A 21,827-nucleotide genomic window follows, 5' to 3' on the forward strand; every position below is an offset into this window, starting at 1 on the left:
AACGACAGGCCGCCTAAGGCCATAAACGAAACCCAGGACTCTCCCTCAGGCCGGAGGAGAAGAGGGTCTCAGGTCACTGGAGATCGCCACGACCAACCAGAGTCCCAACATTGGAGGCACCGGCATGGCCGCCCAAAGTGGCACTGTGCGCGACGTAGAAGGGAGCAATCGTCGCGCTGGCCCCGAGTGCGATCTTCCTCAGCTCACAGCGACTGTCGCTGCCCCACGCCTCCTCGAAGCGCGGCCAGTTGCCGGGGAAGGGCTCAAAGGCGATCACACGGGAGTTCGGGCTGTGCTTCAGGATCCTGCCAACCGTGACGCCGGCTGCCGCGCCACAATCGACGCACAGGCCCGGCGGCAGCTTTCGCAGGAGCCCATAGGCACCGTCCTCCATAGCGGAAAAGTGCGGCTGACCGCTGTTGACAGCACCCATCTGCGCCATGGTGGCTCTCCTCCCAACGGATGTTAGTGTCCGCTTGGGAATGGCACCAGCGTCCCCGTGGCAGTGTCCGGATGTGGCAATGATTGTCATTTTGCGGCATCGAGCGTAGTCTCTTCCCCATGAGAACGGCCCTGCTCTATGTCGCAGCCGGTGCGATCATCGTCTCCCTTCCGCTCTCGTGGTGGCTGGTCGGGCGCGGCTGGCGTGACCCGAAGGTCCGCGAGGGCGAGCACCACAGGGCGAAGATCGACCGGCTGTCTGGGGGCACGGGCCTCGGCTCGTCGTCGATCAGCGGCGGCAATGGCTGATCCGCCGAACAGGGCGGGTGACGGCAGCCACCCCTGACACTAGACTGGCGCCATGTTCATCAATTTCTTCCACGATCTGAAGAAGGCGGGCGTGCCGGTGACGGTGCGCGAATATCTCACGCTGATGGAGGCGCTGGACGCCGACATCATCGAGCGCTCCCCGACCGACTTCTACTACCTGTCCCGCGCCACGCTGGTGAAGGACGAGCGCAACATCGACAAGTTCGACAAGGTGTTCGGCGCCACCTTCAAGGGTCTCGAAACGCTGGCCGAGGGCCTCGAGGTCAACATCCCCGAGGAATGGCTGCGCAAGCTGACCGAGAAGTTCCTGACCGAGGAAGAGAAAGCCCAGATTGAGGCGCTCGGCGGCTGGGACAAGCTGATGGAGGAGTTGAAGAAGCGCCTCGAGGAGCAGAAGGGGCGCCATCAGGGCGGCAACAAGTGGATCGGCACGGGCGGCACCTCGCCCTTCGGTGCCAACGGCTACAATCCCGAAGGCATCCGCATCGGCCAGGATTCGAACCGCAATTTCCGCGCCGTGAAGGTCTGGGACAAGCGCGAGTTCAAGGACTACGACGACACGGTCGAACTCGGCACCCGCAACATCAAGATCGCGCTGCGCCGCCTGCGAAAATTCGCCCGGACCGGCTCACCCGACGAGCTCGACCTCGACGGCACCATTCGCGAGACGGCGCGCCACGGCTTTCTCGACGTGCAGATGCGGCCCGAGCGGCGCAATTCCATCAAGGTGCTGCTGTTCTTCGACGTCGGCGGCTCGATGGACTGGCATATCCAGCTCTGCGAGGAGCTGTTCTCGGCGGCCAAGGCCGAATTCAAGCACATGGAATATTTCTACTTCCACAACTGCCTTTACGAGAAGGTGTGGAAGAAGAATCATCGCCGCTTTGATGAAACCACGCCGACCTGGGACGTGCTGCACAAATATGGCAGCGACTACAAGGTGATCTTCGTCGGCGACGCGTCCATGAGCCCCTACGAGATCGTCCAGCCCGGCGGGTCGGTCGAGCATTTCAACGAAGAAGCCGGCGCGGTCTGGCTGAAGCGCATCGCCTCCATCTACTCCTCCATGGTCTGGATCAATCCGGTCAAGGAGAAGCACTGGGACTACACCCATTCCATCGGTGTCATCCGCGACCTGATGGAGAACCGGATGTATCCCCTGACGTTGAGCGGCCTCGACAAGGCAATGAAGGAACTGGTGCGGTAGCACCATCCGGCGGGTGGACGCCATCCGGCGCCAACGCGGCTTGCACCACGGGATTTGCGTCCTTCGAGGCCCGCTGCCGCTCGCACCTCAGGATGAGGAGGGTGAAGGCTTGCATCGCTGTCAGATGCGTCAGGCGGCCGGGGCCCGCACACCCGAAATGCCAACCTCGTCCTCCTCATCCTGAGGCGCGAGCCCGAAGGGCGAGCCTCGAAGGAGGCAACTCGGTCCTGCAAGCCGTCCGCGCTGCGTTTTCACCCGCCCCGGTAGCGCCGCCAGCCGGCTGCCCTGAGCTCGCAGGCCGGACAGGTGCCGCAGCCATGGCCCCAGTCGTGCTCCTGCGTCCGGTCACCGAGATAGCAGGAATGCGACTGCGTGCGGATCAGCTCCACCAGCTCCGCCCCGCCGATCCGTTCCGCCATCCGCCATGTCTCGGCCTTGTCGATGAACATCAGCGGCGTCTCCAGAACGAAGCGCCGGTCCATGCCGAGATTGAGCGCCACCTGCAGCGCCTTGATCGTGTCGTCGCGGCAGTCGGGATAGCCGGAATAGTCGGTCTCGCACATGCCAGCGACGATGTGCCTGAGCCCGCGCCGATAGGCCAGCGCCGCGGCGAACGTGAGGAACACGAGGTTGCGGCCGGGCACGAAGGTATTGGGCAGACCCTCCGCGCCCATGGCGATCGCCGTGTCGCGGGTCAGCGCCGTCTCGGAGACCTCGCCCAGCACGCCGAGGTCGAGCGTATGGTCCGGGCCGAGCCGCGCGGCAAAGCGGGGATCGAGCGCGGCCGTGCCAACGCGCAGGCCCTCACGGCAGTCGAGTTCGACGCGGTGGCGCTGGCCATAGGCGAAGCCGAGCGTCTCCACTTGGTCGAACCGGTCGAGCGCCCAGGCGAGGCAAGTGGCCGAATCCTGCCCGCCGGAGAACAGCACGAGAGCGCCGGTTTCAGTCATGGGTGGAGCACTCTCACGGCTTGAGCTGCTTTGACCAGCTGGGGCCCATCAAGCCGCCTTCGCCCGCCTCAATGCGCCCGGGCGATGCAGAAATCGACGGCCTGCTTCAGCGCCGCCTTCAGCGGGCTGTCGGGGAACAGCGCCAGGGCGTCCACGGCCATGTCGCCATAGTGCCGGGCCCGTTCGATCGTGTCGGACAGCGCCCCGTGCCGGGTCATCAGACCGATGGCGGCCTCAAGATCGCCGGCGGCGACCGCCCCCTCCACCAGCGTGCGCTTCCAGAAGGCGCGCTCCTCGCCCGAACCGCGGCGGAAGGCGAGCACCACGGGCAGCGTGATCTTGCCCTCGCGGAAATCGTCGCCGACATTCTTGCCGAGCTTCTGGGCCTTGCCGCCATAATCGAGCGCATCGTCGATCAGCTGGAAGGCGATGCCCAGATTCATGCCATAGGCGCGGGCGGCGGCCTGTTCCGCCTTGGGGCTGTCGGCGATCACGGGGCCGACCTCGCAGGCGGCCGCAAACAGCTCGGCCGTCTTGCCCCGGACCACGGCCAGATATTCGTCCTCCGTGGTCGCCGTGTTCTTGGCGGCAGCAAGCTGCATCACCTCGCCCTCGGCGATGACGGCGGCTGCGGTGGAGAGGATGTCGAGCGCGCGCAGCGAGCCGACCTCCACCATCATCTTGAAGGCCTGGCCGAGCAGGAAGTCGCCGACCAGCACCGAGGCCTCGTTGCCCCAGACCATGCGGGCCGCCGGCCGGCCGCGCCGCATGTCGCTCTCGTCGACGACATCGTCGTGCAGCAGCGTGGCGGTGTGCATGAACTCCACCGCTGCCGCCAGCTTGACATGCCCCTCGCCGCGATAGCCGGCAAGCGCTGCGGTGGCCAGCGTCAGCATCGGGCGCAGCCGCTTGCCTCCGGAAGAGATGAGATGGTTCGCCACCTCGGGAATCATGGTCACCTGCGAGCCCGTCCGCGACAGGATCATCGCATTGACCCGCTCCATGTCGGCCCGCGTGGCACCGACCAGGGCCTCGATCGAGGCCTGCTCCTTCTCGAATGGGACGACGACTGCCACGCAGCACTCCGCAAGCTTGGGACCGTTTGCCCGGATTTTTCTGGACAATAGGCAGGGCCTCGGTCCTTCTCAAGGCTGGCAACCATCACGAAAGGTCGCAGCCTGCAAGGGCCTGCCGCCGCAGCGGGGAGATGCAGGGGCTTGGAAGAGATCGTCCGCACCCCCGATCCCGTCTTCGTCTCGGCGGTCGAGGCCCTGCTTTCGGGCGAGGGCGTGACCCATTTCGTCGCCGACCGGCATATATCCGCGCTGGAAGCACGGATCGCCGCCTTTCCCATGCGCATCCTGGTTCCCCCCGACGAGGCCGACCGGGCCCGCCGGCTCATTCGCGAGGCCGGCTGGGGCGAGGAACTGCGCCCCCTGCCCGGCTGAACCGTCCGCTTCCGGAAAGTGGCGGATGGGCTGACCGGCCATTCCGTGCCAGTGATGGTCGATGGACGAGACGGCGGAGATTCCCGTCACGCGCGATGCCATTCTCGGCGGGCGGGTGACGCTGATCCAGCCCGAGCGCGGTCACCGCGCCGGGCATGATGCCGTGCTGCTTGCAGCCGCCGTGCCGGCGGGCCCGGACGAACGCGTGCTGGATCTCGGATCGGGCGTCGGCGCCGCGGCCTTTGCCCTGGCGCGGCGCGTGCCGCTCGGCTTTCTCACGCTGGTGGAGATCGATCCCATTCTCGCACGGCTTGCGGAAGCCAATGCGGCTCTCAACGGTGTGGGGGATCGGACCCGCGTCATCATCATGGACGCCCGCGCGCGGGGGTCCATGCGCGAGCGGTCGGGCCTGCTCCTCGGCCAGATCGACCGGGTGCTGACCAATCCGCCCTTTCACGACGCCGCCCGCCATCGCGGCTCGCCGCAGCCCGGCCGGCGGCTCGCGCACCTGGCCGGCGACGATGCGCTGGCCGGGTTCCTGCGCACCGCCGTCTCGGTGCTGCGTCCCGGCGGCTCGCTCACCATGATCCACCGGGCCGACCAGCCGGAGGCTCTTCTGGCCGCCCTGCGCGGCCGCTTCGGCGCGGTCACGCTGCGGCCGGTCCACCCGCGCCCGAGTTCGCCGGCCATCCGCCTGATCGTCAATGCCGTGAAGGGGTCGCGCGCGCCCGTGACCATCCTGCCCGGCCTCGTCCTCCAGGATGCGACCGGCCGCACGACGCCGGAAGCCGAGGCGATCCTGCGCGAGGGCGCCGCGCTGTGACCTTTGGCAGGGGCGCCGCGACCCTGTAGAGACGGCGTCATGACCCTTGCAGACGACAGCGCTCACCTCAGTGGCCTCATGCGCGACCACGAGGATCACCCGACCTACCGCCATCGGCCGAAGCTGATCGGCATGGACGTGTCGTTCACCCTGGAGGACCGCGACCTGGTCTGGTCGGACGGGCGCGCCACCGGCCGCCTGCCGCTGCACCAGATCGAGAGCGTGCGCATCGCCTTCCGGCCGGCCAACCTCTACACGCACCGCTACCGCGTCGACATCCGCCAGAGGCTCGGCCAGAAGGTCTGGTTCGCCAATATCTCCTGGCGCGGCGTCGCCGAGATCGAGGCCAACGACCCGGCCTTCCATGCCTTCGTGCGCGTCCTTCTGGCTGCGATTGCCAAGGCCTCGCCCAAGGCCCGGTTCCTCGCCGGCGAACCCTCCTGGCGCTATGCGGTCGTGGCGCTGACGACAGGCTTGCTCGCGCTGTGCCTCGCCTATCTCGCGGTGCAGGGCCTGCAGGCCCTCAACTGGGGCCTTCTCGGGCTCGTCGCCTTCGTCGGCGGCTACACGGTCTGGCAGATGTCGCTCTGGCTGACCAAGAACCGGCCGGGCACCTTCGATCCGCTCGATCCCCCGGCCGCGCTCCTGCCGAAGCCGGTCACGCGCCGGACCTGAGCACCATGACCGAGCAGCGGGCGTGGCGAACGACATGGGTGGCGTTCGAGCCGATCAGATAGGTGGCAAGGCCCGGCCGGTGCGAGGCCATGACGATCAGATCGGCCCCGGCCTCGGCGGCCTCTTCCAGAATCTCGTGATAGGGGCGGCCGATCCTGACCCTGGCGGTCACCTGCCCCTCGCCGAGGCCGAGCTTCTCCGACAGGGCCGCGAGTGTCTCCTTCGCGTCCTTGACCTGCGCCTGGCGGAAATCCATCGGGATATATTCGGCCGCAAAAGCCGGCATGTCCGGCACGACGGCGAGCAGGACGATCTTGGCGTCACCGGCCCCGACGAGTTGCTTCGCCACCGCCAGCGCCTTGTCCTCGAGCCCCGGCTCCACCGGATCAACCGGGCACAGAATGGTCTTGAACATGGTGCTCTCCCTGTCTGGCGAGCACCCTGACGGCTGACGCGCATCGCGTCCTTGAGGCGGGTCAAGCGCGCCGCGGCGGGTCCTCCCGGCCCGGGCGCAACAGGGCATCGCCGACCAGATCGCGCACATCGGGGCGCGGCGAGCCGATATAGGGCAAGGGCCGCGTCACGGCGATGGCGGTGATGCCGAGCCGGGCGGTCAGCAATCCGTTAAGCACGCCCTCGCCGAGCTTGGCGGACAGCCGGGCCGCGAGGCCATGGCCGACAAGCTGGTCGAGCACGGTGTCGCCCGCCGCCATGCCGCCGGTCAGCGCCATATGGGCCATGACATGGCGCGTCAGCTTGAGCATGCCGAGCGTGCCCGGCCGGCCGCCATAGACCTCGGCGACACGCCGGATGAGATGCACCGCCGTTCCGAACACCACGGCAAGGTCCACCGCCGCGCGCGGGCTGACCGCCGTGACCACCGACACGCGGCGCGCCGCCTCGGCGACCAGCCGCGTCGCTTCCCGGTCGAGCGGTTCCAGCAGTTCGCGCTCGACGATGCGCAGCTTCTGCGGCCCGTCGACAATGCCGCCGGTCAAGGCCTCGGCCACCACCGCCCGCCCGCGCGCCGTGCGGGCGTTGCCGGCCATGGCGGCAATGACCGCATCGGCGGCAAGGCCGCAGGCCCGCCCATCGCCGCGCGCCACCGCCTCGGCCGCCATCTCGCGCAGCATGTCGAGCCGGGCGAGAGACCGCAGCGCCAGCAGCTCGCGGGCGATCAGGACGAGTGCCGCAAGGCCGAAGACGCCGGCCGCCGCAACGCCCAGCCAGCCGAGCCACAGGGTGCGCGCGAACAGATCGTCGATCAGGCGCGATACCGCCACGCCGAAGCCGAGCGAGACCAGCGCACCGGCCCCGGTCCAGAACAGCTTCGTCCAGAACCCGGTCTTCGGCGGCGCCGCTGCGGCGATCTCGACCGCCACCGGCTCAGGCCCCGACCGGGTCGGCACCGGTGCATCGCTCGGCGGCGCCATCTCCACATCGTCGCGGCCGAGGCGGAAGACCTGCGGCTTTTCCGGTCGCTTGCTCATGCCAGCCGGTCTCCGATCAGGAACTCGACCGCGCGGTCGAGGCGGATATGGGGCAAGGGCTGGCGCGGGTCGGCCACAGGCGGGCGGAACCGGACGAAGCGGTAGTCCTCGCCGAGAAACGCCTCGGGGCCGGCAAACAGCCCGGTCGGATCGGCGGGCAGTTCGCCGGGAAAGATGGCGACCTCCCCCTCGCCGTCGAAGCGCTCGCCCAGCGCGACCTCCCCGGCGAGCGGCGTGCCGACGATGCAGGCGAGCGGGCGTCCCTTGCGCGACACCATCGTCTCGCGCGTGGCGCGGAGCGCGGCGATGGCGGCGACATCCACGCGCGCGCCCGCGAACTCGGAGCGGCGGATCGCCCTGTCGGTCAGCCGCCGCAAAAGCCCCTCCAGCCGGTCGTGGCTGGTCTGGTGCAGGTGGTCGGCCTTGGTGGCGGCGAACAGGATGCGGTCGATCCGGCGCGACAGCATGGCGGAAAGGATGGAATTGCTGCCCGGCCGGAAAGCGGTCAGCACGTCGGCAAGCGCCAGTTCGAGATCGGCGAGCGCTGCCGGGCCGGCATTCAGCGCCGCCAGGGCATCGACCAGCACGACCTGCCGGTCGAGGCTGGCGAAATGCTGGGTATAGAACGGCATCACCACCAGCCGTTTGTAGCTCTCGAAGCGCCGCTCCATCAGCGCGGCCAGGCTGTCGCCAGCCGGCGCCCGGCCGGCAAGGTCCAGCGGGCAGAAGGTGAGCGCGGGCGAACCCTCCATCTCGCCGGGCAGCAGGAACCGCCCCGGCGGCAGCGTCGACAGCGACACGCGCTCGTCGCGGCAGGCCCTCAGATAGGCGGTGAACAGGGCGGCAAGGCGCATGGCATCGCCCTCCTCCGCCCGTCCGAACGGGTCCACCGCCGCCGCCGCGGCCAGCCATTCCCCGGAGAGGCCGTCCCGCGGATGCGACCGGGCCTGGTCGATGCTCCGCCGCGACCATTCCGGATAGGTCTGCCCGAGCAGGGTCAGGTCCAGCAGCCATTCGCCGGGATAGTCGACGATGTCGAGGGTGAGCGTGCGCGAGGTGCCGCGCATCAGGCCGGCATTGGAGGCAAAGTCGATGGCGAGGCGAATCTCGCTGATGCGCCGGGTGCCTTCCGGCCAGATGCGCTCGCCGGTCAGCGTGGCGAGGTGCTGCTCGTAGGGAAAGCGCGGAATGCCATCATCGGCCTGCGGCTCCAGGCGCACGCGCGCGATGCGGCCCTGCGCCTGCGCCTCGAACACCGGCCAGCGCGCGGCGGCGATCAGGCCATGGACGAGCGCGGTGATGAAAACCGTCTTGCCGGAGCGCGACAGCCCGGTGACCCCCAGCCTCAGCGTCGGGTTGACCCAGTCGGTGGCATAGCTTGCGATGGAACGGGCGGCGAGGCGCGTCTCGTTCCACAATCCGGTCCAGACCATCTATTCGGCCTCGTCATCGAGGTCGCGGGGCACGACGAAGGCGTCCAGCCGGCCGCAATGGCGGGCAAGGTCGCGCCAGCTGTCGATGGCACAGGCGATGACGGCGAGACCCCCGGTCGGATATTTGCGGCCGAGGCGCGCGCGGGCCGCCTCGTCGCCCGAGCCGACCAGTTCGAAAGCCAGATCCTCCATGCCGGGATTGTGACCGACCATCAGCAGGGTCTGGACCGGGTCCGGCACCTCGCGGATCACATTGGCAAGCTGGAACGCCGGCGCCTCGTAGATGCGCGGTTCCCCCGTTCCTGCGGGAAGGTCCGGGTGGCCGGCCCGCGCCAGGTCCCATGTCTCGGTGGTGCGCCTTGCCGTGGACACCAGTGCGCGGTCGGGCACAAGGCCGCGCTCCACCAGCACCCGGCCCATCAGCGGAGCGGCGCGCCGCCCGCGTGCGGCCAGCGGCCGGTCGCGGTCGCGCAATCCCGCCGGCCAGTCGGACTTGGTGTGCCTGAGCAGGATCAGCCGGCGCATCACACTCCCTTTCGCTCCGCAGATGTGCGTGTTCCGGGGGCCGGAGGCAAGGTCGATCAGGAAGCCCGCCGCTCGGACAGGATGAGGTAGAGGCCGCTCGCCACGATGACCGCCGCCCCGAGGAATACGTTCGGGCCCGGAATCACGGAGAAGACCAGCCAGCCCGCCAGCACCGACCAGAGAAGCTGGCTGTACTGCACGGGCGCGACCACCGATGCCGAGGCGAAGCGGAAGGCGGTCATCATGAAGAACTGGGCGGACAACTGGATCACCGCGATGATCGCGAGGATGCCGATGGTGCGCGCCGGCACCGGCTGCCAGCCCGGCAGGGCCATGGCACCCGCGATGAGGCAGATGAACAGGTTGAAATAGAGGATCACCGAAAGCGTGCCCTCGGTCCTGGCCAGGTTGCGCATGGCAACCATGGCCGCGCCCCAGGTGGCTGCCGACAGCAGCGCCAGCAGCGCCGCGATCGAGACCCCCGCCGGACCGGGACGGATGATGACAAGGGCCCCGGCAAAGCCGATCGCCACGGCGATCCAGCGGTTGGCCGTCACCTTCTCCCCGAGAGCGATGCCGGACAGCGCCACAACGAAGAACGGCGTGACGAACAGGATGGCGGTCGCCACCGGCAGGTCCAGTTCGCGCAGCGCCTCGAAATAGGCGAAGATCGACACGGCCGACAGACAGGCGCGGAACAGATGCGCGACCGGCCGGCGCGTGGCGATGGTGCCCGAGCCTCTGGCCATCTGCCAGGCGACGAAAGGCATCAGCATCATCAGGCTGAAGCCCGAGCGGATGGCCATGATCTGCCAGCTCGGCATCTCGGCGACGATGATCTTCAGGATCACGTCATTGATCGAGATGAGGAAGAAGCAGGCAGCCTGCGCGGCGATGGCGGGAAGCGGCCGCTCGGCCGTCTGGGGGGGCATGGCGCTTGTTTCTCCGCGCGTGGCCGACCCGTTTAAGCCATCCGGCGCGAAAACGAAGGGGCGCGCCGGCATGGGGGCCCTGCGTGGGCCGTTCCGGAGGCTGGCGGGGCCGGAGAACGGGGCTGGCCAGGTTCGCCGGCAACCGGTTCCTGCGTCCTTCGAGGCTCGCTGTCGCTCGCACCTCAGGATGAGGAGGAATGTGCCTGGCATCGGCGCGGAACGGGACTGGCACCACGCCGCAGCTTCTGGCGAATGGCAGCTCACCTCCTTCCGCATCCCGAGGTGCGAGGGCGTGAGCCCGAGCCTCGAAAGACGCACAGACCGGAATGCAGGCCGGATCAGACCTGCCCGGACACCCGCCTTACGACACTCCGAGCTTCTTCTGCAGGCTGGAGGAGGAGGTCGTGTACTGGAAGGTCAGGCGCTTGTCCGGATAGACATAGCGATGCGCCTTCTGGGCGAACAGCGCGGCCTCGTGGAATCCCGACAGGATCAGCTTCAGCTTGCCCGGATACCAGTTGATGTCGCCGATGGCGAAAATGCCGGGCACCGAGGTCTCGAACTTCTCGGTATCCACGGCAATCAGGTTCTCGTGAAGGTTCAGGCCCCAGCCGGCGATCGGTCCGAGCTTCATGGTCAGCCCGAAGAACGGCAGCAGGCGGTCGCAAGGCACCGTGAAAGGCTGATTGTCGAGCCCGCGGCAGGTGACGCCGGCAAGCGCGGGCGCGGCGCCCTCCAGTCCGGTGATCTGGCCGAAGACGAGGTTCACCTTCCCCTCGGCCACCAGGGCCCGCATCTGTTCGACCGAATGGGGGGCGGCCCGGAACTCGTCGCGCCGGTGCATCAGGGTCAGCGAACGCGCGATGGGCGCAAGGCTCAGCGTCCAGTCGAGAGCGGAATCGCCGCCACCGACGATCATCACGTCGCGGTCGCGGAAGGCATCCATCCGGCGCACCGAATAGAACACCGAACTGCCCTCAAAACCCTCGATGCCGGGAACGGGGGGGCGCTTCGGCTGGAACGAGCCGCCGCCGGCGGCAATCGCGATGGTCTTCGCCATGAACACCGTGCCGGCATCGGTCACCACCCGGAACAGCGGCTTCTCCGCCGTGCCCAGAACCTCGATCGCGTCCACCTGCTGGCCGAGATGGAAGGTCGCGCCGAAGGGCTCGATCTGCTGCATCAGATTGTCGACCAGTCCCTGCCCCGACACGGAGGGGAAGCCGGGAATGTCGTAGATCGGCTTTTCCGGGTAGAGCTCGGCGCACTGGCCGCCGACCTTCGGCAGGATATCGACGAGATGGGCCTTGATGTCGAGCAGACCGAGCTCGAACACGGCAAACAGCCCGACCGGGCCTGCCCCGACGATCAGGCAGTCGACCTCGACGGGGGACGGGGTGTCGGCAAGCGCGTCGGACATGGGCGCCTCAAAAAGTGAAGACGCCTGTCTCTATCGCGATGCGGCAGGCGCGAAAAGGCCGTTGGCGCGCTTCAGCCCTTCGGGACCGCCGTTCAGCCCTGCCGCTCGGGCGTCGTCACGGCAAGCCCGTCCATGGCGGCCGTGATCTTGATCTGGCAGGACAGGCGCGAGTTCGGCCGCACATCGAAGGCGAAGTCGAGCATGTCTTCCTCCATGTGGGAGGGTTCGCCCACGACCGCCGTCCAGGCTTCGTCGACATAGACATGGCAGGTCGCACAGGCGCAGGCCCCGCCGCATTCGGCAACGATGCCGGGCACGCCGTTCTTGATCGCGGCTTCCATCACCGTCGCGCCGGTATCCCCGGCCACGGTGCGGCGCTCGCCCTTGTGGTCGATGAAGGTGATCTGCGGCATCGGCTCCTCGCATGGCGGCAGGCGTCCCGGCTGCGGGCGCTGGACACGCCCGCACGAGACAAGGCCGCCACGCCTTCACGCAGCGGCCCGGAAAACTGCCGATCCCTTAGCGAAAGCCGTGCCGCTCCGCCAGTAGCGCGTCCGTGAGTCCGTCCTGCGCCGGTTCAGGCTGCCTGGAGGATGCTGGCGATGAAGGCGTTGACCGCCTCCACTTCCTTCTCGAGCCGGTTCAGGTCGTCCCAGGCGCGCGAGGACAGGTGATCGACCTGGTCGCATTCGACGCGCCCGGCGGCCTCGGCCACCGCGAAGGCACCGATCCCGAGCGCCGATCCCTTGAGCGTATGGGCGGCGTCCGCCCAGGTCTTGGCGTTGGTCGCCTCGCGGAGCCGCGCCACCATGGTCCGCGACTGCCGCTCGAACAGCGCCAGAACCTCGCGTTCCAGATCGCGATCCCCGAAGGTCTGGCGGGACAGGTGGACGAGGTCGACGGGCCGTCCGCCGCCCCCTGTGAAGTCGTCGCTCATCATACGTGCCATTGTCTTTCGCGTCCCTGTTGATGGGGCCGTCACGCCCCGGAGGAGGTTGTCCCTCCTCTCTCCCCGACACGGCGGATGGTGGACGCCGCTCGGGCAAACCGGAGTTAAGAGCATGGCGGAATCCGGCGGCGCGGTTGACGTGCGGTAAAGGCGGCAGGCAAGGTCCGGCCGCCGGTGACCGGCGTCCCGTCCCGCCAGGACGGCAGGGGGACACGGCAAGCACGGAGCAGCGGGAGAAGGCGATGGTGTTCCAGCGCACGCGCGGACGGGCACTTCGGACGCGATTGATCCGGATCGGCGTGGAACTGGCCTGCTCGGTGCTCGCAACGTTGGCGATGGGCACCAGCCAGCCCTTCTTGACGATCGTCGTCCTGATGATCGCGATCTACCTGGCGCGCGCAGCGGTCTGGCTGGTGGATGTGTTCGCCTTCTCGGTGGGCTGGCTCATCGACCGACACAGTGACGCCGAGCTCTATGCCGACGCGCTCGCGGCGGTCAGGCTACCGGTCGGCCCAGAACTGCGCGGCGAGCGGGATGCGGCCCGCAGCCTGTCGCTGGCCGCGCAGCACCCGCAGACCAGCCGGGAGGCCCATGCCTTCGCCTGTCACACCCAGGGCTATATCGAGGCGGTTCACGCCCAGTTCGACCCCGTCAGGGCAGCGATGGTCAACAGCGTGGTCGTCGCCGGCATGGACCGCTACATCGATCAGGTGACCGCGCGCACGGGTCAGTCCGGCGGTTCGCGGCCCACGGCCCGGTAGCCTTCCGCGGTCAGCCGGCACACCAGCCAGTCGGGCTTGACCGGGTTGGCGAACCAGGGCTCGGCCCAGCCGGCCTCGATGCAGGCACGGATGGTGGCGCGGGGCACGTCCCGGCCCGCGGCATCGAACAGCGGCAGCTTTCCGCCGGGCTGGCTGGTGCCGCGCAGCAGCCAGCGGCGCTGGACATCGCTCGGCCTTGGGGCGCCCTGCCCGTCCACACCGGCACGCTTCGCGCGAGGCTTGCCGCCACGCTGTCCAGCCCTTCCGCCGCTGTTGCCGTCGATCATGGTTACTCATCCGTTAACGATGATTCGGAAACTGCGACCCCGGCAGGTTTCATTCCTAAAGGGGCGCCGGTAGATTACACGCTGCGGCGGACTGTTGTCGCGCCAGTCGTGGTGTTGCGTCCTAGAGGCCCTCGGGCGCCGCCTCCGCGATTGGCTGATGCCTGTCTGCTGGTCAAAGGATGCGGGCGACACCATGGCGAACACTCCGAAGAAGACCCAGGATCCGGCCGAGGCGGCCCTGGCGGCGATCCAGGACGCGCTTGAGCTGGCCAACCAGGAATCGGCGCGGCAGACCACCCGCACCTCCGGGACGGCCCGCGGCTCGGAAGCGTCGGGGGTCCGGGTCGACGACGACCTCTTCGCCGATACCCGCCGCGCGGAGGCGGTGGTGGCACCCAGCCAGCCCGCGGCCAATGACGACCGCCGGGATGTCGCGCAGATGCTGGAGCGCCTGTCGCGCCGGCCGTCCACGGCGCCTCTCTGGCTCGCCGCCCTCGTGTCGCTCGCCTGGATCGGCGCCGGCCTGTTCATCGGCGCGCAGGTCTTCGGCATGACCACCGCCATCGATCTCGCCTCGCCCGCGACCCTCACCTTCGCCGCCATCCTGTTCCTCCCGGTCCTGTTCTTCTTCGTGATGGCCGCGCTGATCCGCCGGTCGCAGGAAATGCGCATCGTCGCCCGCGGCATGAGCGAGATCGCCCTGCGCCTTGCCGAGCCCGAGGGGCTGGCGCGCGAATCCGTCGTCACGGTCGGCCAGGCCATCCGCCGCGAGGTCGCGGCCATGGGCGACGGCGTGGAGCGTGCGCTCGCCCGCGCGGGCGAGCTGGAAGCCCTGGTCCACAACGAGGTCGCCGCGCTCGAGCGCGCCTATGGCGACAACGAGGTGCGCGTGCGCGCGCTGATCGACGAACTGGTCACCCAGCGGGAGGCCATCGTCGTCAACGCCGAGCGTGTCCGCTCCTCCATGACCGGCATCCATGAGCAGCTGGCCAGCCAGATCGGCGAGGCCGGCGACCAGCTGTCCCGCCGCATCGACGAATCCGGCCTGCGCGTCACCGGAACGCTCGCCGAGAAGGCGGAAGCCATCACCATGGCGCTCGGCCGCGCCGGCGATTCCATGATCGACCAGATCCAGGTGCGCGGCGCCGAGATCGTCGACCGCCTCGCCGCGACCAGCGACGACGTGACGGGCGCCCTGTCGACCACCGGCGACCGCGTCACCTCCGTGCTGACGGATACCGGCAACATCGTCACGGTCACCATGGCCGAGACCGGCACCACCATGGCCGCCAAGCTGTCGGAGACCGGCACGGCGATGACCAACCATCTCGCCGCCACCAGCGCCGAGATCACCCACGCCATTGCCAGCCGCGCCGACGAGGTCTCCACGCGCCTGCGCGACACCGGCGAGAGCCTGGTTTCGGAACTGTCCGAGCGGTCCGGCGAGATCTCCTCCACGCTCAAGACCACCGGCGAGAGCCTGATCTCCGAGCTGGTCACGCGCTCCGGCGCCGTGTCCTCGATGCTGAAGGATACCGGCGAGAGCCTGATCACCGAGTTCACCAGCCGCGGCAACGAGGTGTCCTCCACCCTGCGCGACACCGGCGAGAGCCTGATCCACGAACTGGCCACCCGCGGCGGCGAGGTCACCTCCACCCTGCGCGAAACGGGCGAAGCCTTCGTCTCCGAGCTGTCGCTGCGTGGCAACGAGGTCACCACCCGCCTGCGCGACACCGGCGAGCATGTCGTCTACGAGCTGTCCACCCGCGGCAACGACGTCAACACGGTGTTCAAGGTCACCGGCGAGACCCTGATCCAGGAGCTCTCGGCGCGCGGCAACGACGTCAACACGGTGCTGAAGGTCACCGGCGAGACGCTGATCAACGAGCTGGCCACCCGCGGCGGCGACGTCACCTCCACCCTGCGCGAGACCGGCGAGGCCTTCGTCTCCGAGCTGTCGCTGCGCGGCAACGAGGTCACCACCCGCCTGCGCGACACCGGCGAACACGTCGTCTACGAGCTGTCGAACCGCGGCAACGACGTCAATGCCGTGCTCAAGTCCACCGGCGAGACGCTGATCCACGAACTCGCCACCCGCGGCGGCGACGTCACCTCCACCCTGCGCGCGACCGGCGAGGCCTTCGTCTCGGAACTGTCGCTGCGCGGCAACGAGGTCACCACCCGCCTGCGCGACACCGGCGAGACGCTCGTCGGCGAACTCACCAACCGCGGCACCGAGGTGGTCGGCAAGCTGGAAGCGACCGGCGGCTTTGTCGCCGAGACCATCACCGTGCGCGGCGGCGCCCTTGCCGACCGCATCGCCGAGACCGGCGACAGGCTGCACCACACCGTCACCACCCATGGCGAGGAGCTGGACAAGCGCCTCGCCGTCACCGGCCAGCTCATCGCCGAGGCCATCACCCAGCGCACCGCGGAGGCCAAGTCGGCCATCGGCGATGTCGGCATCCAGGTGGTCGAGAGCCTCACCGAGAAGGCGCAGGACGTTCAGCTCGCCCTGCACCGGGCCAGCGACACGGTCACGACCGCGATTTCCGAGCGCACGGCCAATCTGCGCGAGGAGATCGAACTGGCCGGCACCGACGTGCTCGCCTCCTTCGCGACCCAGGGCACCGATCTCACCATGCGCCTTGGCGCCATCGGCACCGAGATCACCGAGGCGCTGGCCACGCGCGGCGACGTCGTCGCGCGCCAGCTCCAGGAGACCACTGCCGCCATCACCGAGACGGTCAGCCACCACGGCGAACAGGTCGTCACCCGCATCGCCCATCACATGGGCCAGTTCGAGGACTCGATCGGCCGTCACTCCGCCGGCTTCGAGGACCGGGTGGTCCAGCATGTGGCCGGGCTCGGCGATACGTTCGAGCGCCATGCGTCCGGGTTCGAGAGGCGGGTCGCGGCCCAGGCCTCCGGGTTCGAGACCCGCATCGCCCATCACAGCGCCAGCCTCGACGACGCGATTGCCCGCCATGCCTCGACATTCGAGGCCCAGGTCGCCGGCCATGCCGGAAACCTGGAGGAGGCCATTGCCCGCTACGCGACCGGTTTCGAGACGCAGGTCGCCGGCCATGCCGGCAATCTGGAAGAGGCCTTCGCCCGCTACACCACCGGCTTCGTCACCCAGGTCGCCGGCCAGGCCGGCCATCTGGAGGAGGCCTTCAACCGCTACACCACCGGCTTCGAGGCCCAGATCGCCGGCCATGCCGGCAATCTCGAGGAGGCCTTCAACCGCTACACCTCGGGCTTCGTCACCCAGGTCGCCGGCCAGGCCGGCAATCTGGAGGAGGCCTTCAGCCGCTACACCTCCGGCTTCGAGGCCCAGATCGCCGGTCATGCCGGCAGTCTCGAGGAAGCCATCGCCCGCTACACGAGCTCCTTCGATGCCCAGGTCGCCGGTCACGCCGGCAATCTCGAGGAGGCGTTCGCCCGCTACACCTCCGGCTTCGAGGGTCGCGTCGCCCACCACGCGACCAGCCTCGACGAGGCCATCGGCCGCTATTCGGCGACCTTCGAGACGCAGGTGGCCACCCATGCCGGCAACCTGGCGGAGGCCTTCAGCCGCTACACGTCCGGCTTCGAGAGCCGTGTCGCCCACCATGCGACGAACCTCGACGAGGCCATCGGCCGCTACACCACCGGCTTCGAGGCCAGCGTCGCCGGCCATACCGGCAACCTGGCGGAGGCGTTCAACCGCTACACCTCCGGCTTCGAGACCCGCGTCGCGCACTATGCGACGAGCCTTGAGGAGACCATTGGCCGCTACACCACGGGCTTCGAGGCCAGCGTCGCCGGCCATGCCGGCAGCCTGGAGGACGCGTTCAACCGCTACACCTCCGGCTTCGAGGGCCGCATCGCCCATCACGTCACGACGTTCGAGGATTCATTCGGCCGCCATTCCGGCGCACTCGACGAGATCATCGGCCGCCACGCCACCAATTTCGAGGACCGCGTCGCCCATCACGCGACCAGCCTCGACCAGGCGATCGGCCGCTACTCGACCACCTTCGAGAGCCGCGTCGCCGCCCATGCCGGCAATCTGGAGGAGGCGTTCGGCCGCTACACCTCCGGCTTCGAGGGCCGGATCGCCCAGCACGTCGCGACCTTCGACGATGCCTTCGGCCGCCATTCCGGCTCCATCGAGGACATCATCGTTCGCCATGCGGCCAGCTTCGAGAACCGCGTCGCCCACCACGCGACGAGCCTCGAAAACGTGGTCAGCCGCCACTCGATCAATCTGGAGGATGCCGTCGGCCGCCTGACCAGCGATTTCGAGAACCGCGTGGGCACCCATGCCTCCACGCTGATCGAATCGGTCGCCAGCCAGACCGCCCTCATCGACCACAAGCTCAGCGGCCACATCGCCGCGCTCGACCAGACCATTGCCGGCAAGGGCGGGGAACTGGCCGACCGCATCCATGCGGATTCACGCGAGTTCGCCGAACGGGTGGCCACCCAGTCGCAGGCCATCACGGAGGCCCTCGACGGCCGTCTGGAGCGGATCGACACGGCGCTCGACACCCGTGCGCAGGCGTTCAACGCAACGCTCGCCAGCCGCACCCTGGAGCTTGCCCAGGTGCTCGGCGACGGCGGCAAGGCGGTGACCGAGGCCCTGGAGAACAAGTCGGCGGAGATCACCGCCAACCTGACCGCCAAGTCCGACGAGATCACCCACACGCTGACCTCGAAGTCGGAGGAGATCGCCTACAACCTGACCTCCAAGTCCGACGAGATGGCGCGGCTGCTGGCCGACCGCTCCGAGCAGATCGTGGTCAACCTGACCACCAAGTCGGACGACATGGAGCGCATCCTCGCCACCAAGTCGGACGAGATCGCGATCAACCTGACCAGCCGGTCGGACGAGATGGCCCGCCACCTCACCGAACGGTCGGAGGTCATCGCCCAGACGCTGGCCTCGACCTCCGAGGACATCGCCGCCAATCTCAACGTCCGTTCGGAAGCCATCGCCCAGTCGCTCGCTGCGACATCCGAGGACATCGCGACGAACCTCAACGTGCGGTCCGAGGCCATCGCCCAGACGCTGGCCGTGACGTCGGAAGAGATCGCCGCCAATCTCGGCAACCGCTCCGAGGAGATCGCCCGCACGCTGGCCGACAAGTCGGCCGACGTGACCTACACGCTGGCCGCCAAGTCCGGCGAGATCACCCGCCTGCTGACCGAAAAGTCCGAGGAGGTGGCCTACACGCTGACCGCCAAGTCCAGCGAGATCAGCCGCCTTCTGACCGACAAGTCGGAAGAGGTGACCTATACGCTGACCAGCCGCGCCGACCTGATCACCACCACCCTCTCGGTCAAGGCCGACGAGATCAACCAGACGCTCGGCATCCGGGCGCTGGAGGTGGCCGAGACGCTCGACACCCGCGTCCAGCGGTTCGAGGAGGCGGTGCTTGGTCGCATGGAGACGGTCTCCGCCGCCCTCGACGAGCGCGGCACCCATATCGCCGAGACGCTCACCGAGCGCGTCGAGGCCGTGACGGCGACCCTGCGTGCCAATGCCGAGGATGTCGAGCGCACGCTCTCGACCATCTCCGGCGACATCACCCAGGGCCTGTCGACCCGCGTCAACGAGATCAACGCCGTGCTCGGCGCCCGCTCGCACGAACTCGCCTCCCTGCTCGACGAGCGCGGCGGCAACCTGGTCTCCAGCCTCGGCCAGAACGGCCAGCAGATCACCAACGAGCTGAGCCGCGTCGGCGACCTCGTGGTGCGCGCGCTCGACAACCGCGGCACGGCGATCGCCGAGGTCATCGGCCAGAAGGGCGCCGAGATCACCCGCAGCCTGTCGGAGACCGGCATCGACGTCACGCGGACCATCTCGGAATCGAGCGAGGAGGCCGCCCGCCTGCTCGCCGACAGCTCGACGAGCTTCCGCACCTCCATCGAGGACGGCGCCCGCGCCTCGGTCGCCAGCATGTCGCTGACCTCCGACCAGCTCAGCGGCGAGATCGTCGGCCTGCTCGACCGCCTCGCCGAGTCGAACCGCACGCTGCGCGAGCTTGCCGGCCAGACCGAGAACAACCTCGTCGAGATCAATGGCGAGCTCGGCCGGCGCATCACCGAGTTCTCCACCTCGGCGCATGCGGCCTCCTCCACCGCCGAGACCTCGACGCGGATGCTGGCAGGCCAGGTCGGCCAGCTGAACCAGGTGGCGAGCACGGTGCTGGCCGATATCGGGCAGCTCACCGAGCGCTTCGACATCCAGGCCCGCATGCTGTCCGGCGCGGCCGAGCAGATCGAGGATCTGCAGGGCCGCCTGGACGCGAGCCTTGAGGGCCGGCGTGAAGCCATCGAATCGCTGGTCGGCAATCTCGTCGGCAAGACCGAGGACATGGACAACCTGGTCAAGAGCTTCACCGCCCTGCTCGACGACAATCTCGGCTCGGCCGAGCTGCGTGCCCGCGAAATCGGCCGCGTCCTGGTCGAATCGACCGACCAGACCACGCGCGCCATCGGCGAGCAGGCGGAAACGCTGCGCCTCGCCACCGGCAAGGAGCGCGAGCGCACCACCCATGCGATGCGGGCCGCCTACGAGCAGGCGACCGGCGAGATGAACTCCCTGTTCCGCGAGGCGGCGGACCGGTTCGAGACGCTGATTTCCGGGGTCAAGAGCATGACCTCCGAGATCCAGCGCGAACTGTCCGAGACCCGCACCGAGCTGTCGCGCGGACTGGTCGAACTGCCGCGCGAGACGCAGGAGAACGCCACCGCCATGCGCAAGGTCGTCGCCGACCAGATCAAGGCGCTGGCCGAGCTGAACGACATCGTCTCAAAGTCCGGCCGCGCCTTCGACGTGGCCGAGCCGACGGCTCCAGCTCCTGCTCCGGTCGCGGCGGCCCCCGCCGCCCGCCGCCCGGTGCGCGAGGAACCGGCCCTGCCGCTGCGCGGCAGCGTTGCCGAGACGGTCCGCCCCGAGCCGGCCCGCAGCCGGCCGGCCGCCGAGCCGCGTCGCGAGGCCCCTGCCCCGCGCGCCGAACCGGCCCGCACCACCGGCGAGCGCGGCGGCTGGCTCTCCGACCTGCTCGCCCGCGCCTCGACCTCCGAGGGCCAGGACGAGCAGCCCATGCGGCCGGCCGCTCCCCGGCGCGCTCCGGCCCCGGCGGCCCTCGACAATCTCGACGCCCTGTCCTCGGATATCGCCCGCATGGTCGAGCACGAGGCGGTCGCCGACCTGTGGGACCGCTGGCGCCGCGGCGAGCGCAATGTCTTCTCGCGCCGCCTCTATACCGCCCAGGGCCAGCAGACCTTCGACGAGTTGCGCCGCCGCTATCGCCGGGACGAGGAGTTCCAGTCGACCGTCGACCGCTACATCGACGAGTTCCAGCGGCTGCTGGCCGATGTCGACCGCAACGACCGCGACGGCTCGCTGTCGCGCAGCTACCTGACCTCGGAAACGGGCAAGGTGTTCACGCTGCTCGCCCATGCCTCGGGCCGGTTCGACTGATCGCGGCCGCAAGGCTCCTCACCAACGACAAAGGGCGCCTGCGGGCGCCCTTTTTCATGTCCGGAAAGGGTGGCGGCGGGCCCTAGATCTGGCCGGTCGACCAGATCACGATCTCGGCGAGCACCTTCGCGCTGGCCTGGTTGAAGGCGCTGGCGACATTGGCGGCATCGGTGCCCGCAGCCGGGGCGCGGGCCGAGAAGACCCGGGCCGCGCGGATGCGGCCGGAGCGGTCGTTGACCAGCTTTACGGAGAGCTCGACGACCACCTCGGTGCTGCCGGTCGCCACCACCTCGAAGGAGCGCACGTCAGCCAGAAGCTGCCAGTCGGAGGCGAGGCGGTCACCCGGCCGGCCGACCGAACGCAGCCGGTTGGCATTCTCGAAGGCCTGGATGATGCGCGCCTGCAGCAGCTTCGGCAGGCGGTCGGCCCAGGACCCGTCCGACAGGTAGGAATAGGCCCCGCCCGGCCCGCGCACGGCGATCCGCTCGGTATCGAGGCTGGCAATGGCCTTGGGCTCGATGACCAGAAGCTGTCCGCGAACCGAGCCGGCGCGGCCGGGGAACGCGGTGGGCGCCAGGATGTCGTAGCCGCGCGGCACCGTCGAGCCGACCGACGAGCAGCCGGACAGCACCAGAACGGCGGCAAACGCCACCCCGATCCGCAATCTGCGCCTCGCTTC

The 21,827-nt window shown here is 68.9% G+C and carries 20 protein-coding genes; 7 read left to right on the forward strand and 13 right to left on the reverse strand.

What is annotated here, in order from left to right; translation table 11 throughout:
- Window positions 1–73 precede the first annotated feature (73 nt).
- Window positions 74–442 carry a hypothetical protein gene (locus tag ACTIFS_RS19945; protein WP_439575877.1) on the reverse strand — a complete coding sequence of 123 codons (369 nt, stop codon included), beginning with the start codon at window positions 440–442 and terminating at the stop codon, window positions 74–76.
- A gap of 119 nt (window positions 443–561) precedes the next feature.
- Here ACTIFS_RS19945 and ACTIFS_RS19950 point away from each other — a divergent pair, with 119 nt between their 5' ends.
- Both ACTIFS_RS19950 and ACTIFS_RS19955 read left to right on the forward strand, forming a co-directional pair.
- Window positions 562–750, forward strand: coding sequence for a hypothetical protein (locus ACTIFS_RS19950; RefSeq protein ID WP_439575878.1), 189 nt, complete (start codon window positions 562–564; stop codon window positions 748–750).
- Between the two features lie 52 nt (window positions 751–802).
- Window positions 803–1,978: a vWA domain-containing protein gene (locus tag ACTIFS_RS19955; protein WP_439575879.1), complete on the forward strand. Its 1,176-nt coding sequence runs from the start codon at window positions 803–805 to the stop codon at window positions 1,976–1,978.
- Between the two features lie 251 nt (window positions 1,979–2,229).
- Here the strand turns inward: ACTIFS_RS19955 and queC are convergent, their stop codons facing one another.
- Both queC and ACTIFS_RS19965 read right to left on the reverse strand, forming a co-directional pair.
- Window positions 2,230–2,928: a 7-cyano-7-deazaguanine synthase QueC gene (queC, locus tag ACTIFS_RS19960; protein WP_439575880.1), complete on the reverse strand. Its 699-nt coding sequence runs from the start codon at window positions 2,926–2,928 to the stop codon at window positions 2,230–2,232.
- Between the two features lie 68 nt (window positions 2,929–2,996).
- Window positions 2,997–4,004: a polyprenyl synthetase family protein gene (locus ACTIFS_RS19965; RefSeq protein ID WP_439575881.1), complete on the reverse strand. Its 1,008-nt coding sequence runs from the start codon at window positions 4,002–4,004 to the stop codon at window positions 2,997–2,999.
- Between the two features lie 141 nt (window positions 4,005–4,145).
- Between ACTIFS_RS19965 and ACTIFS_RS19970 the strand changes: the two genes are divergently transcribed.
- The 3 genes from ACTIFS_RS19970 (at window position 4,146) to ACTIFS_RS19980 (ending at window position 5,874) form a co-directional block, all read left to right on the forward strand.
- Window positions 4,146–4,376, forward strand: coding sequence for a putative signal transducing protein (locus tag ACTIFS_RS19970; RefSeq protein WP_439575882.1), 231 nt, complete (start codon window positions 4,146–4,148; stop codon window positions 4,374–4,376).
- Between the two features lie 61 nt (window positions 4,377–4,437).
- A complete protein-coding gene (locus ACTIFS_RS19975; protein WP_439575883.1) occupies window positions 4,438–5,199 on the forward strand; it encodes a tRNA1(Val) (adenine(37)-N6)-methyltransferase in 762 nt (253 codons plus the stop codon).
- Window positions 5,200–5,238: 39 nt separating this feature from the next.
- Window positions 5,239–5,874, forward strand: coding sequence for a hypothetical protein (locus ACTIFS_RS19980; protein WP_439575884.1), 636 nt, complete (start codon window positions 5,239–5,241; stop codon window positions 5,872–5,874).
- On the opposite strand, the gene ACTIFS_RS19985 is transcribed toward ACTIFS_RS19980, so the two are convergent.
- From ACTIFS_RS19985 to ACTIFS_RS20020, 8 genes are all read right to left on the reverse strand, one after another.
- Complete coding sequence (locus ACTIFS_RS19985; protein WP_439575885.1) at window positions 5,858–6,289, reverse strand: universal stress protein; 432 nt, start codon at window positions 6,287–6,289, stop codon at window positions 5,858–5,860. The two genes, ACTIFS_RS19980 and ACTIFS_RS19985, sit on opposite strands and share 17 nt — an antisense overlap.
- A gap of 61 nt (window positions 6,290–6,350) precedes the next feature.
- The gene (locus tag ACTIFS_RS19990) at window positions 6,351–7,364 is read right to left on the reverse strand and encodes a YcjF family protein (RefSeq protein WP_439575886.1); all 1,014 of its coding nucleotides are present in this window, start codon (window positions 7,362–7,364) and stop codon (window positions 6,351–6,353) included.
- Window positions 7,361–8,797, reverse strand: coding sequence for a YcjX family protein (locus tag ACTIFS_RS19995; RefSeq protein ID WP_439575887.1), 1,437 nt, complete (start codon window positions 8,795–8,797; stop codon window positions 7,361–7,363). The genes ACTIFS_RS19990 and ACTIFS_RS19995 overlap by 4 nt, the downstream gene beginning before the upstream one ends.
- Complete coding sequence (locus ACTIFS_RS20000; RefSeq protein WP_439575888.1) at window positions 8,798–9,322, reverse strand: SixA phosphatase family protein; 525 nt, start codon at window positions 9,320–9,322, stop codon at window positions 8,798–8,800. It lies immediately after the preceding gene.
- A gap of 56 nt (window positions 9,323–9,378) precedes the next feature.
- Window positions 9,379–10,254 carry a DMT family transporter gene (locus ACTIFS_RS20005; RefSeq protein ID WP_439575889.1) on the reverse strand — a complete coding sequence of 292 codons (876 nt, stop codon included), beginning with the start codon at window positions 10,252–10,254 and terminating at the stop codon, window positions 9,379–9,381.
- Window positions 10,255–10,615: 361 nt separating this feature from the next.
- On the reverse strand, window positions 10,616–11,674 hold the full coding sequence (locus ACTIFS_RS20010; protein ID WP_439575890.1) for an NAD(P)/FAD-dependent oxidoreductase: 1,059 nt from the start codon (window positions 11,672–11,674) through the stop codon (window positions 10,616–10,618).
- 92 nt (window positions 11,675–11,766) lie between these two features.
- The gene (locus ACTIFS_RS20015) at window positions 11,767–12,087 is read right to left on the reverse strand and encodes a 2Fe-2S iron-sulfur cluster-binding protein (protein ID WP_439575891.1); all 321 of its coding nucleotides are present in this window, start codon (window positions 12,085–12,087) and stop codon (window positions 11,767–11,769) included.
- Window positions 12,088–12,251: 164 nt separating this feature from the next.
- Window positions 12,252–12,623, reverse strand: coding sequence for an Hpt domain-containing protein (locus ACTIFS_RS20020; RefSeq protein WP_439575892.1), 372 nt, complete (start codon window positions 12,621–12,623; stop codon window positions 12,252–12,254).
- A gap of 242 nt (window positions 12,624–12,865) precedes the next feature.
- Between ACTIFS_RS20020 and ACTIFS_RS20025 the strand changes: the two genes are divergently transcribed.
- Complete coding sequence (locus ACTIFS_RS20025; RefSeq protein WP_439575893.1) at window positions 12,866–13,384, forward strand: hypothetical protein; 519 nt, start codon at window positions 12,866–12,868, stop codon at window positions 13,382–13,384.
- On the opposite strand, the gene ACTIFS_RS20030 is transcribed toward ACTIFS_RS20025, so the two are convergent.
- Window positions 13,351–13,671 carry a hypothetical protein gene (locus ACTIFS_RS20030; RefSeq protein WP_439575894.1) on the reverse strand — a complete coding sequence of 107 codons (321 nt, stop codon included), beginning with the start codon at window positions 13,669–13,671 and terminating at the stop codon, window positions 13,351–13,353. The genes ACTIFS_RS20025 and ACTIFS_RS20030 overlap by 34 nt on opposite strands.
- Window positions 13,672–13,864: 193 nt before the next feature.
- On the opposite strand from ACTIFS_RS20030, the gene ACTIFS_RS20035 reads away from it, so the two are divergent.
- Window positions 13,865–21,148 (forward strand): hypothetical protein, encoded by a 7,284-nt coding sequence (locus ACTIFS_RS20035; protein ID WP_439575895.1) that lies wholly within the window; start codon window positions 13,865–13,867, stop codon window positions 21,146–21,148.
- An 82-nt stretch (window positions 21,149–21,230) separates the two neighbouring features.
- Here the strand turns inward: ACTIFS_RS20035 and ACTIFS_RS20040 are convergent, their stop codons facing one another.
- The gene (locus ACTIFS_RS20040) at window positions 21,231–21,800 is read right to left on the reverse strand and encodes an ABC-type transport auxiliary lipoprotein family protein (protein WP_439575896.1); all 570 of its coding nucleotides are present in this window, start codon (window positions 21,798–21,800) and stop codon (window positions 21,231–21,233) included.
- Window positions 21,801–21,827: the final 27 nt, after the last annotated feature.

Source organism: Phreatobacter sp., from assembly GCF_051860605.1.
In the GTDB taxonomy this organism is placed as follows: domain Bacteria; phylum Pseudomonadota; class Alphaproteobacteria; order Rhizobiales; family Phreatobacteraceae; genus Phreatobacter.